This is a genomic window from Microvirga sp. Mcv34 (assembly GCF_024519725.1).
In the GTDB taxonomy this organism is placed as follows: domain Bacteria; phylum Pseudomonadota; class Alphaproteobacteria; order Rhizobiales; family Beijerinckiaceae; genus Microvirga.
On the sequence record NZ_JALJRK010000104.1, the window covers coordinates 1 to 11,773 of the forward strand.

The 11,773-nt window shown below is 61.6% G+C and carries 10 protein-coding genes and 1 pseudogene; 8 read left to right on the top strand and 3 right to left on the bottom strand.

All coding sequences use genetic code 11. The features are described 5' to 3' along the window. The 4 genes and pseudogenes from OC446_RS26720 to OC446_RS26735 all read left to right on the top strand — a co-directional run. Positions 1-446, top strand: a pseudogene (locus OC446_RS26720) (iron reductase); the annotation flags it as partial. After that, positions 443-1,219 (top strand): class III cytochrome C family protein, encoded by a 777-nt coding sequence (locus tag OC446_RS26725; RefSeq protein ID WP_262032018.1) that lies wholly within the window; start codon positions 443-445, stop codon positions 1,217-1,219. The pseudogene OC446_RS26720 and the gene OC446_RS26725, both read left to right, overlap by 4 nt. A 605-nt stretch (positions 1,220-1,824) precedes the next feature. Next, positions 1,825-2,703: a Spy/CpxP family protein refolding chaperone gene (locus tag OC446_RS26730; RefSeq protein WP_262032019.1), complete on the top strand. Its 879-nt coding sequence runs from the start codon at positions 1,825-1,827 to the stop codon at positions 2,701-2,703. 176 nt (positions 2,704-2,879) lie between these two features. Continuing rightward, positions 2,880-3,299 carry a c-type cytochrome gene (locus OC446_RS26735; RefSeq protein ID WP_262032020.1) on the top strand — a complete coding sequence of 140 codons (420 nt, stop codon included), beginning with the start codon at positions 2,880-2,882 and terminating at the stop codon, positions 3,297-3,299. An 85-nt stretch (positions 3,300-3,384) separates the two neighbouring features. Here OC446_RS26735 and glgA read toward each other — a convergent pair whose 3' ends face one another. Then, positions 3,385-4,857: a glycogen synthase GlgA gene (gene glgA, locus OC446_RS26740; RefSeq protein ID WP_262032021.1), complete on the bottom strand. Its 1,473-nt coding sequence runs from the start codon at positions 4,855-4,857 to the stop codon at positions 3,385-3,387. 342 nt (positions 4,858-5,199) lie between these two features. Here glgA and OC446_RS26745 point away from each other — a divergent pair, with 342 nt between their 5' ends. The 4 genes from OC446_RS26745 to OC446_RS26760 all read left to right on the top strand — a co-directional run bounded on the left by OC446_RS26745 (position 5,200) and on the right by OC446_RS26760 (position 10,164). Beyond that, positions 5,200-5,547, top strand: coding sequence for a hypothetical protein (locus OC446_RS26745; protein WP_262032022.1), 348 nt, complete (start codon positions 5,200-5,202; stop codon positions 5,545-5,547). A gap of 213 nt (positions 5,548-5,760) precedes the next feature. Further along, positions 5,761-6,147 carry a DUF1622 domain-containing protein gene (locus OC446_RS26750; RefSeq protein ID WP_262032023.1) on the top strand — a complete coding sequence of 129 codons (387 nt, stop codon included), beginning with the start codon at positions 5,761-5,763 and terminating at the stop codon, positions 6,145-6,147. Positions 6,148-7,333: 1,186 nt separating this feature from the next. Beyond that, positions 7,334-9,421, top strand: a complete 2,088-nt coding sequence (locus OC446_RS26755) for a copper resistance system multicopper oxidase (RefSeq protein WP_262032024.1) — start codon at positions 7,334-7,336, stop codon at positions 9,419-9,421. A gap of 11 nt (positions 9,422-9,432) precedes the next feature. Further along, positions 9,433-10,164 carry a copper resistance protein B gene (locus OC446_RS26760; RefSeq protein ID WP_262032025.1) on the top strand — a complete coding sequence of 244 codons (732 nt, stop codon included), beginning with the start codon at positions 9,433-9,435 and terminating at the stop codon, positions 10,162-10,164. 60 nt (positions 10,165-10,224) lie between these two features. On the opposite strand, the gene OC446_RS26765 is transcribed toward OC446_RS26760, so the two are convergent. Then, positions 10,225-10,734, bottom strand: a complete 510-nt coding sequence (locus OC446_RS26765) for a DUF2721 domain-containing protein (RefSeq protein ID WP_262032026.1) — start codon at positions 10,732-10,734, stop codon at positions 10,225-10,227. Between the two features lie 101 nt (positions 10,735-10,835). Continuing rightward, positions 10,836-11,773 (bottom strand): glycoside hydrolase family 1 protein (locus OC446_RS26770; protein WP_262032027.1); only part of this gene is annotated, 938 nt, incomplete at its 5' end.

Sequence of the window (11,773 nt, forward strand, 5' to 3'; positions counted from 1 at the left end):
ATTACCTGCCGCAAGTGTCGGCCGAGACCGGGCACAAGTACCAGAGCCCGCTTGGCATTGCGCTCGTGGTCACGATGTTGGTCGTTGTCGTCACAGGCTTCGTCGGCCGCTATTACCTGCCGCAAGTGTCGGCCGAGTTGCGGGAGCAGCAGTCCCGGCTGGCCACCCTCCGTTCGGCCTTCGATCAAACCGCCGTTGCACTCGCCGGCCGCCAGGCAGCACAAGAAGGAGCGCCGCCCCGCACACCAGTGCTTCCCGGCTTGCCGATCCTCCAACTGGTCGATGGCATCGCCGACCTCGAGTATGCCATCGGCTCTCGTGATGCGGTGAAGGCGATCTTCATGCGCTGGATCGTGGCCCATGTGGTTGCAGCGATCCTGATGTACATGCTGCTGGCGCTCCATGTCGCCGGCGAGATTTACTACGGATTGCGGTGGCTCGCGTGAAGAAGCTCGGTTGGGCGTATCAGGTTCTCATCACGGCGGCCGCCCTGGTCGGTGCCGCTGCCATAGCGATTTTGTATTATTCCGGGTCGGCTTCGGTTCCGGGTTGGTCGGGCTTCTTTCAGCCTGGCCCTCTCTCGGCCAGACATGCGTTCCTGAACGATCAATGTGAGTCATGCCACACCCCGACCCAAGGGGTTGAGACGGTAACCTGCATCACGTGCCACTCGTCGGCAGCGGCGGATCTGGCCAAGCAGACCACAGCCTTTCATGCCAACGTTCAGGATTGCCGCGGCTGCCACGTCGAACATCAGGGCGGCACCCGCCCCACCAGGATGGATCACAGTGCCCTCCTGCGGATCGGCTGGCACGCGACAGGAACCCTACAGGGACATGCAACGATCCCGCGCCAGATCATCGATGATCTGGCGGGCTATCTCGGTATCCCGGTCTCGGCACCGGCCGAGAAGGATGGGCTCAACTGTGCCAGTTGCCACAGCAACCAAGACCCGCATCAAAAGCTCTTCGGGACCGAATGCGCGACCTGTCACACGACTTCTACATGGCAGATCGCAACGTTCCTGCACCCTTCCCCGACGTCGCGTGAATGTGCGCAGTGCCACCAGGCGCCGCCCAGCCACTATATGGAGCATTTCAGGATGGTGTCGCAGCGGGTAGCCGGTCAGGAGCATGCTCAAGTGAGTCAATGTTACATATGCCATAAGACAAATGCGTGGAACGACATCAAAGGTGCCGGTTGGTACAAACACCATTGATTGGCCTTCTTTAGGTGAGCGCTTCAGGCTCCCATGCTTGATTTGCGTCAATGACGAACTGAAAGGAACCGCTCTTACTTCAAGAAGCTAATCTGTAACTCTCAGACATGGCACAGTAAAATCCTGCACCTGAGGGGTAGTAGATGGAGTTGAACATGACGAGCAACAAACACACACAGCATCTTATCCTCATCGGAGCTGCCCTGCTCTGGTCGAGCGCAGCCTTGGCTCAAGCTCCAACAAAGTCGAAGGTGACAAGGCAGGACTCCCAGGCAGCCCCTAATCCAACCCACCATCCGGAAAGCCTGACGAAAACGGGGCGGCGCAAGCCACGCGGAGCGACCCTCGATGAGCGGGCCGGAACATCGCCTCTTCTGAAGCACCATGACAAGGAGCTTCAGGATCATACCTTGAAGAGTGTCTGCCAAGGGGTACCCGACTGCAAGGGAGGCCACCGGCGCCGCTGAGGCACCTGGACCGACTGCCCTTTTGCGCCAGATCAAGGCGTGCACGAGTCAAGCTTGACAGATTGTAAGCACCGGTCCGAGCGGGCCCACACCAACAGCATATTCTACAGCATCAACATCAACACGGGAGAATGAGCTATGTCAGACAAATTCCTTGGAACATCCATGCTTGCCGTTGCGACCGCCGCAGGCATCCTGCTGACTGGCCTTGGAGCAACTGCAGCCGATCAGCCTGTTCACCTTGCCATGCACGATATGATGCCGATGCAGTCGCAGAACAGCGGCTCCATGAGCGGCGGCATGATGGACGATGATAAGATGGGCATGCAGCAGCCCAATCAACCCGGCCAGATGGGCGGGATGAGTGGTGCCGGCTCGATGCCGTCTCAAAGTCAGAGCGGATCAGCCGGTGGGATGCAAAGCCCGAGCGGTTCCATGGGCGGCGGCATGAGGGACGACGACAAGATGCGCATGCCGCAGCAGCAGGGCCAGTCCGGTCAAATGGGGAGCGGGATGCAGTCCCAAGGGTCCATGGGCTCGGGAGGCTCCATGGCGCAGGGCAGCTCGTCCGGCCAGATGGGCGGAATGATGAGCGACAACATGATGCGGATGATGAATGATCACATGCGCATGATGAACGACCAGATGCGAATGCGCAGCGGGATGCCCGGCATGGCCCCAGGCCCCAGCATGGTCGACATGACCGACCGGATCGAGGGCCGCCTGGCGTTCCTGCGGGCTGAACTTCGGATCACGGATGGCCAGGCCTCGGCGTGGAACAGCTTTGCGGACGGGTTACGCTCAAGCCGCCAGCATCTCATGGAAGCCCGTCAGCAGCTCAGCCAGACCAGCTCCAAGCCAACTGACCGCCTGGAGCAGTACGAGCATCACCTCATGGAGCGGCTCGAGGCGCTGAAGACCGCACGGGCTGCCTTCACCCAGCTTTATGCAACCCTTGATGAGGCGCAGAAGCGCACAGCCGACGAGTTGGTCGTACCGTTCATTGCGACCTTTTGATTGGCTCAAGAGAACATCCGGAATCCAGAGGGAAGGTCGGCCCTCCTTCTGGGTTCCCCTGTTGTATTGGCGTTGATGTTCCCCAGGCGTTCGGCACCCCACAACACCCTGCCTGTTTGACATTGGCGAGATGCTCACCTCTGGAGCTGTCGCGGATCAAGGAAAGGAGACGGAACGTGAACCGCTGGTCCTGGCGGGCTGTCCTGGCGTTGCTGCTGGGTGGCCTTGCGGTCGGATGGAACCTTTGGACGGGAGAACCACAGGAGGTGAGGCAGGTCACGGAGCCAGCCACCCTCTCGCCAGCCGCTGCCGTGGGCAAGGCCGCCTATAACGCCAACTGCGCCAGCTGCCATGGTTCGGCAGGGGCCGGCACCAACCAGGGGCCACCACTTGTGCACATCATCTACAACCCGGGCCACCATGCGGACGGGGCATTCTTTGTGGCGGCACGATCAGGAGTGCGGCAGCATCACTGGCGGTTTGGCAACATGCCCCCGCAGCCGCAGGTGGGTGAGGCCGACCTTCGGGCGATTGTTCGCTACGTGCGCGAGGTGCAGCAGGCCAATGGCATCACAACTGAGCGGCACGGAAGCTGAGAATTTACCTTTGGCGGTACGGCACACCGCAGACCCGTTGCGAAGGGACTTGCTCCGGTTGAGTGGCGTCGAGCAGGTTCAGGGCTCAAGCTGTCGCAGGAGAGGACAGAGCGCGTCTGTACACCATGTGGTACTGCTTCGCTGAGCGCTCCCAGCCAAATGAACGCTTCATCGCCGCCCTCCGCATGTGCTTGAGCCTTCGCTGTGATCGATAGGTGTCGACAGCACGGTAGACAGCACTCAGCAAACCAGCAAGGGACGCCTCCTCGAACAGAAAGCCGGTTACGCCATCCTCCACCGTGTCAGCCAGCCCACCTGTTCTTGCTGCAATGGGGAGTGTGCCGAACCGCTGGGCATACATCTGGCTCAACCCGCAGGGCTCAAAACGGGAGGGCATCAGCAGGAAGTCGCTGCCTGCAAACATCTTTCGAGCTTCCGTTTCATCAAACCCGATCCTGACCCCGAGCCGGCCCGGATAATGCGCCGCCAGCTTCCGCAACTGTTCCTCGAAGCGGACGTCCCCGCGTCCTGTTACGACGATCTGGCCGCCCTGGCGAAGAATGGTTTCGGTCGCCTCGATCGTGAGATCGATTCCCTTCTGATGGACAAGGCGGGACACCACCGCAAAGAGCGGTCCGCGAGAAACCGCAAGGCCGAAGGCCTGTCGGACATGATCCGCATTGATGTGCTTGCCGCTCCAATCGTTCACGTCGAACGGGCTTGCCAAGTGCGGGTCTGTACGCGGATCCCAGCTCTCGTCGATGCCATTCAGAATCCCGGACAGCCTTCCTTGATCGGCCCGGATGCGAAGGAGGCCCTCGAGCCCGCACCCGAATTCCGGTGTGGTAATCTCGCTGGCGTAGGTGGCGCTGACCGTCGTGACGTGCGAGGCGTAGGAGATCCCTGCCTTGAGAAAGGACAGCTTGCCGTAGAACTCGACGCCATCGAGGTGAAAGGCGCAATCCGGGATGCCGAGGCCCGATATTCGCTCCTGCCCAAAGAGGCCCTGGTAGGCCAAGTTGTGGATGGTCAGGATGCTGCGAGTGGTTGTGCCACGCCAGGTGGCATAGGCTGGGGCGAGCGCCGCAGGCCAGTCGTTGAGATGGAGCAAGTCCGGACACCAATCCGGGTCCGCGACCCCACTCGCGAACTCCGCCGCCGCCAGGCTGAGGCGGGCAAAGCGAACGTCATTGTCACGCCAGTCGCTCCCGGCACCATCCCCGTAGGGCGATCCCTCCCGGTCATAGAGCTCGGAGCACAAGATCACGTAAACGGTAAGCCCGTCCAGTGTTTCAACGCAGCCGAGATCACACGCCGGCAGACCCGATGCGGCTGGCAGGCGCCCGATGACGGGAATATCCGCATGCCGGCTGAGGACGTCACGGTAGCCGGGAATGAGCACGCGGACATCGTGGTGGCGCCGCATGGCTCGAGGGAGCGCGGCCGCCACATCGCCGAGCCCTCCAGCTTTGACGTAGTCGGACATTTCCGGGGTGACGAAGAGAATCTTGTGCTGTGATTGGAGGTCGCCCGCCCCGACCGGATGTTTCAGCGTCATGCTGGTATCGCCTTCATCTTGGAAGGCCTCCTCTTAAACCGCGATAGCCTGCATCTTGGACGTGCGGCACCAGCTCTCGCACTAATAGGCCGCACCGATACTCGTTCAGGCGTGTCCTAATGCCCGTGCCGCTCATCCTCAGCTTCGGCCTTAGAGCACAGCTCCACAGATGATCGCTGGCTCAGTCGCACCGCCGCGCAGACGCCCAAGCGCGGTGGAGCCCTCGTCCCTCAGCCACGCTTTCTTCAGAAGAAAGCACACTTGCTTCAGGCTGTCTTTGAGGCAGATCAAGGAAGCTTGGCTAGATTTGAATAAGGTTCTGGGACCAACTGGAGTTATCTCATGCGCCGTCTTGCTCTTTTTGCTGCGCTCGCCAGCGCGGTCTTTGCCGCAGCCGCCCCTGCCACACAGGCCCGTGATCAGCCCCGCAAAAGCGACGCCCTCATTCTGAAGGTGCGGCCGCGCAGCTATCTTGATGCCGGCAAGGTCGTGTCACCCGGCTCGATGAACGGCCCTGCGAGCGGTATTGGCCAGGCCCGCTCCTACCTCAGCCAGCCGCCCTACATCGGCACGCGCGAGAGCTTCGGTGCAGGCGTTTTGCCCGACCCCGTCACCAATGGCCCATTTGTTGGAGCACGCAATCCGTTCGGGCCTGTTGACTTTCGCGCACCGCGTGCGCGTCAGCGCTGAGCAATTGAGTTCGAGCTGGGGCCGGCCGCTCCGCACGGCTGGAGTCTGTCTGTTTCTCACGTACGGGTATTCCTCCCGAACCTACCTTCACACCGGATGCCCGCCGGCAACTGCAATGAAGCAGGAAACGATCCATTAACGATTTTGCCGGAGATCATGATGTTCTGCCCCAGAAATGGCTGTGCACAGGACTGACGGGAGGCTAGATCAGCCATGGATTCGCGGGCGCTGATGGTCCACGCGCTTCACTGGATCACTACGGTGATCGAAATGGTCGGGGTGGGCACGATAGTCGCAGGTGCCCTCATTGCCACTGTGCTGCTGATCCGACATGGCATGACCGAGGCATGGGAGGTGGCCTTGCGCCGCTACAGGGCCAACCTTGGTCGCGGCATCCTTCTGGGTCTCGAGTTCCTGGTCGCAGCGGACATCGTCGGTACGGTGGCGATCACGCCGACGTTTCAGAGCCTGGGCGTGCTGGCGCTGATCATCCTCATCCGCACCTTCCTGAGCTTTTCCCTTGGAGTTGAGATCGAAGGGCAGTGGCCTTGGCGCAGGCGCGAGGCGAGCGGCACTGATGCGGATCAAGGGAGGTTGTGACGGACCACTCACAATCCTTTCCTTTTACAGATCCGACCGCCCACAGGCTCTCGGTTGCCCCTTACTGTCGGCGCTGATCATAGAGGTAGAAAAAATTATCTCGTCCCGCGGTTCCGAAAGGAGGTCGTGAGCGTTTTACAGGGCCAAATACCTGGGATTTAGGGAGCCACCTCGTTGAAAAACGGTTGCCCGGTCACCGGTGGAGGCGTTAAGCACAGCAACGCGCCTGCCGACAGGGCAACCGACATGACATCTGTGGCTGTGATCTGGCAATCCTATGGTCGCGGTCATACAGATCCGGTGCTCCTTGATCAGTCCCTGAAGAAATATATGCAGCACCCGTACGGCGCCGGGGTCCAATGCCGCCATCACAGGGGCATTGTAGCCATGTCACGACAGCTCTGGGCGCAGTCCCGACACGTGCGGGCGCAAAGCTGCATCTGCGCATCTTGGGGGAACATCTCGCAATCGAGTGCGCAGGCCTCACACAGGCGTGCGCAGGCGTCGCAGACAACCCTGTGTTGTGGCGAGCGGCGCAGCAAAGAGTTGGCGGTCGTCTGACAGATTTCAGCACAGTCGAGCAGAAGCGCCAAGTGTGGCACTGAGACATGGGAGCTGCCCTGTCCCATACAGTACCGCGCTGTTTCGAGGCACATCGCATGAGACTTGAGGCACGCCTCGATACACTCCTGCAGGGTCATCGCCCCATGACTGCCCTCCGCAGGTGCCCCCGCGCGTTGAGCATGGGCGCTACGCAGGCTCGCACCAAGCGCCATGAGCGCCAGCCCGGAACTGATGACGGAACGGCGGTTATGCATTTCATAGTTCCTCGTCTTTAGGCGGCTCAATCCAGGATCGGTCTCGTCGGCAATAGCATCAAGAATCGGGCGGGCTTTCATCTGAAGATGTGGACTTCCGCACGTTGACTCCCGTGGTTCCTCAACGACAGCAGCGGCAACTTCGTCAACCCTGTACTGCGCCATGGCGCTCTACACCACACCAGATTGCGCTTGGTCGCAATTCACTCTTCGGTTAACTCGCAGGAGATAGTGGCAGCATGGGCACACCCAGCAAGTATTCGCGGCCGGTTGATCTCGATCAAAGACTGCCGGGCATTCGGCCCTTTACGCTTCGGCAAGGCCTGCATAGCCTGAAGCCGACCTCATGATTGTCCGGAGCCGAGCTCATGATGACGACGTGGTATTCCCGCCTTGCCTGTCTCCTCGGCGCCGGTCTCGCCGCCGCATTCGCCGTTCCGGTTGCAAGTTTTGCCCAAACGCATGACATTCTCATTGAGCGCCGGATGGTGAACATCACCGGGCGCGAGCGGCCGGGCGTTGTCTTCAACGGAAAACTGCCGGGCCCTGTGCTGCGGCTCAAGGAAGGCGATGAGGCGGTCATCAACGTCACCAACCACCTGAATGAGCCGACCTCCATTCATTGGCATGGCCTCATCCTGCCGCCTGAGATGGATGGCGTGCCCAACATCAGCCCGCAGTTTTACGGCATCCAGCCGGGCCAGACCTTCACCTACCGCTTCAAGGTGCAGCAGGCTGGAACCTACTGGTACCACAGCCACTCCGGCGCTCAGGAGCAGCTCGGGATGTATGGGCCGATCATCATCGAGCCCAAGCGCAAGGAGCCGTTCCGCTATGACCGCGACTACGTGGTGATGCTCTCCGACTGGACTGACGAGGACCCCAAGCGCGTCTACAACAACCTCAAAGTGGATGGCGGCTACTACAACAACAATCGCCAGACCCTGGTTGGCCTCCTGCAGGACCTGGGCAAGGCCCAGACCTCCGAGGAGCGCCAGCGCATCGTCGGCGAGCGCTTCGCCTGGCAGCGCATGCGCATGGACCCGACCGACATTGCGGATGTTGGCAGATACACCTTTCTCGTTAACGGCTTGACTCCGGAGCAGAACTTTACCGCACTGTTCAGGCCGGGCGAGCGGGTGCGGCTTCGCTTCATCAACGCGGCCGCCATGACGTATTTCGACGTGCGCATTCCCGGTCTGAAGATGACGGTGGTCCAGGCGGATGGGCAGAATGTCCAGCCGGTGCCCATCGACGAGTTCCGCATCGCGGTGGCCGAGAGCTTCGACGTCATTGTGCAGCCGACTGCCGACAAGCCTTACACAATCGTGGCGGAGACCATGGACCGATCAGGCTTTGCCCGGGCTACTCTAGCCACCCAGCCCGGCATGATGGGCCAGTTGCCGCCGCATCGGCCGAGGCCGGTGCTGAGCATGGCCGACATGGGGATGAACTTCGGCCCCAAAGGGTATGATCGCGGCACGCTCCTGCCGGAGCAGGATGCTCCCGGCCACGTCGCACCGGAGAGCGACATGGGCATGGATGGAATGGACATGGGGAGCATGGGCCCAGGCAGGCAAGGCGCAGGGGGTATGCAGCACGGTGGGATGCCGGGGATGAGCGGCGCAGCCCAGCCTGACGGTACGATGCCCAGCGCCCAGCCCAGGGCGCGGCCGGAGCGACGGCGGGGTGGCCAGCCGGACCGGTCGTCTCCCAAGCCGCCCAGCATGCCGGGAATGGACCACTCCACCATGCCCGGCATGAGCATGGCCCCGCCGCAAGGCAGTACCGCCTGGGCGCAGATGCAGGGGATGGACCACTCGACTATGCCTGGGATGCGCCCCAGTCAGAGCGCCGCGCAAGGCGGCATGACTGCGATGCCCGGCATGAGCGGCGAACCCGGCACGCGAGCGGGGCACGAACAGCGTGACACCATGCATCATGGCACGACGGCGGGCACCGCAGGCATGCCGCATGTCTCGCCAGATCCGGTCCGCAACGACACCGGTGCGCCACCCGGCGCCAAGGTCCTATCCTACCGCGATCTCAAAGCTCTGGCCTCGCCTTATGGGCCACCACGATACGATCGCATCATCGAGATCCGCCTCACCGGCAACATGCGCCGCTACTTCTGGTCGATCAACGGCCGCAAGTTCAGCGAGGCCCAACCCATCACATTGCGCCTGGGCGAGCGGGCACGCTTCCGGTTCATCAACGAGACCATGATGAACCACCCGATGCACATTCACGGCACCTGGATGCTGCCCGACGTCGGCAACGGAGCGCGCAATCCGCTCAAGCACGTGGTCAACATCAAGCCCGGATCCACCCTCGACGTCGATATCCCAGCCGATGCCGAGGGACCCTGGGCCTTCCACTGTCATCTGCTCTACCACATGGAAGCCGGCATGATGCGTCAGGTCAATGTGGTGCGGTCGACCGCGGCCTTGCGGTGAGGGAGGTTGAGATGAGGAGCATCGCACAGCTGAAGCCCTGGTGCCTCGCAGCCCTGGTTACCGCAGCTCTTCCCGGAGCCGGCGCCAAGGCTCAGGAGTTTTATGACCAGAGCCTCTTTGGAACCGTCCTGCTGGAAAAGTTCGAGTGGAAGCGAGAAGGCGGCCGCAACGGCTATGAATGGGACGGGCAGGCGTGGTACGGTAGCGACTATAACAAGGTCTGGCTCAAGACAGAAGGGTTTTGGGACGGGCGGACGAAACAGCTGGAGAATGCAGAACTCCAGGTGCTCTACTCACGGCTGCTAACCTATTATTTCGACCTCCAGATCGGCGTTCGCCACAACTTCAGGCCTGACCCGTCCCGCACCTATGGGGTGATCGGGATTCAGGGGCTGGCGCCAGGGTTCTTCGAAGTCGACACGCAGGCCTTCATCAGCGAAGAGGGCGACATTTCAGGACGCCTGAACGCCTCCTATGATCTCCTGATCACGAACCGGCTGATCCTGCAGCCTCGGATTGACATCAACGTTTCGGCGAACCGGGTGCCGGAGCTCGGGATTGGGCGCGGCATCACGGATCTCGAAGTGGGTGCGCGCCTCCGCTACGAGTTCACGCGCCAGTTCGCGCCCTACATTGGTGTGACCTGGGAGCCCAAGGTCGGGGAAACCGCATCCATCGCCAGGCGGGAGGGCAATCCCACCTCGACCGTTTACTTCGTCGGCGGCCTTCGCGTGTGGTTCTGACGAAGCCCATGGCAGAGATAGCCGGCCGGCCAGACGAGGCGGGACATCGTTGTCGTGCCCTCACCGCACCTCGTTGGAGCGATGGGCCCGACAGCCGGCCGCCAGCTCACGGCCTATGGACACCTCCGCGCGCAAGCTACGGCTCGCCATAAGCATCTCGGTCACGAATGCTGCCAGCGCCGCAATGGTGCAAACAATAGCGAACCCGAACAGGATGAAGAGCAGGGAGGCGACCGTGCTGTTGCGCAACGCGCCGAGAAAGAGGACAAGAGTCGCGCTGCTCGTTGCTCCTCCGCCAAGCGCTCCCAGGACTACCGCCGCATCGAGAACAAGGGAGCGTCTGCGCTGATAGGACAGCAGAGCTGCCAGGCGAGCGGCCTCCTCAGGGGCGGCGCTCTCGAGCGCTTGCGCCAGGTGATTGACCTTGTCTGCCACACGGGCCAAGCGGTTTGAGAAAACGTTGAGAAGCGACGCGATGCCGGATAGCAGAAATATGGGCGTCAGCGCCACCTGGATGATATGGGTGATGCTGTCCAGGGACGAAGGATGGCCGATATCGGAGCCCAACATGGTGCAATGATCTCTGGGAAACTGGCGGGGAACGGCCTGCTGGCACGACTTAGCACTCTCTGACAGCAGGACGCCGGCTTCAGGTCAAGGGGTTCCCCCCTTCAAGCCTCCTCGGACCTGCGCTGGTGCCGGGCCTCATGGTAACGCCGCATCCAGTCGCGCCGACGCTGGACAAAAGGTTCGTCGGTTTCGCTCGGCAGCACGACCGGGACATTCAGGCACACGCTCTGGGCCGGCAGAACGTCGCTCCACGAGCGGATCAGGTCCTTGTAGGCGCGCCCCACGGCCCGCATGTTGCGATCCAGATCGTAAAGCCCGAGCGGGTTGACATTGCCCCTGTCCTCGCGCAACGCCGTGTCCCAGTCCACCTGATCCGTCAACGAATACCAAGTGAAGCCGACGATAGGCACGCCGGTGTTGCGCACCCGCAGCACATTGGCCCACTGCTTCCAGAGCCAGTTGACGGCCTCGTCCCCGTTCGGCCCCTCGTTCATGTTGGTCTCGGTATGCATCACCGGCAGCTTGTACCGCTCGAAGTATTGACGGGTGATGTCGTCGTAGCCGAACACATCGCCCGCAGCCCAACTCCGCCCGTCGGCGGCCACCCGGTGCTCGTTAGTGACATAATAGTCATTGCCCATGATGCAGTGATGGCGCAGGGGGGAGTGCCGCAGGAAGAAATGATATTCCTCACGCGTCATGCCATTATCCATCAGGTACTCGTACATCCCGGAACTCACAGGATGGCCGTAGTTCAAGTCGAGCGACAGGAACCGGCGCGCATTGCCCAGCTCCGCAGGCTTGATAGCCTTGGGGTCTTCGGCATGGAAGTACTCGGATGACTCGCTCTGGACGAAGATGGCGTCCGGCCGAACGTCGAGGATCGCCGCCATGGCGAGCACATTCGCCCTGACGATGTGCTTGAGCGCCGTGACGAAGGCACGGTCACTGGCGAGTTGCTCGTTCCACCAGCCATAATAGGCCGAGAAGGTGGCGCAGATGAACATCTCGTTGACGGGGGTGTAGAGCTGGACCCACG

Coding starts and splice junctions, on each gene's coding strand:
- OC446_RS26730 (WP_262032019.1), top strand. CDS start 1,825: ATGTCAGACAAATTCCTTGGAACATCCATGCTTGCCGTTGCGACCGCC.
- glgA (WP_262032021.1), bottom strand. CDS start 4,857: ATGACGCTGAAACATCCGGTCGGGGCGGGCGACCTCCAATCACAGCAC.
- OC446_RS26745 (WP_262032022.1), top strand. CDS start 5,200: ATGCGCCGTCTTGCTCTTTTTGCTGCGCTCGCCAGCGCGGTCTTTGCC.
- OC446_RS26750 (WP_262032023.1), top strand. CDS start 5,761: ATGGATTCGCGGGCGCTGATGGTCCACGCGCTTCACTGGATCACTACG.
- OC446_RS26755 (WP_262032024.1), top strand. CDS start 7,334: ATGATGACGACGTGGTATTCCCGCCTTGCCTGTCTCCTCGGCGCCGGT.
- OC446_RS26760 (WP_262032025.1), top strand. CDS start 9,433: ATGAGGAGCATCGCACAGCTGAAGCCCTGGTGCCTCGCAGCCCTGGTT.
- OC446_RS26765 (WP_262032026.1), bottom strand. CDS start 10,734: ATGTTGGGCTCCGATATCGGCCATCCTTCGTCCCTGGACAGCATCACC.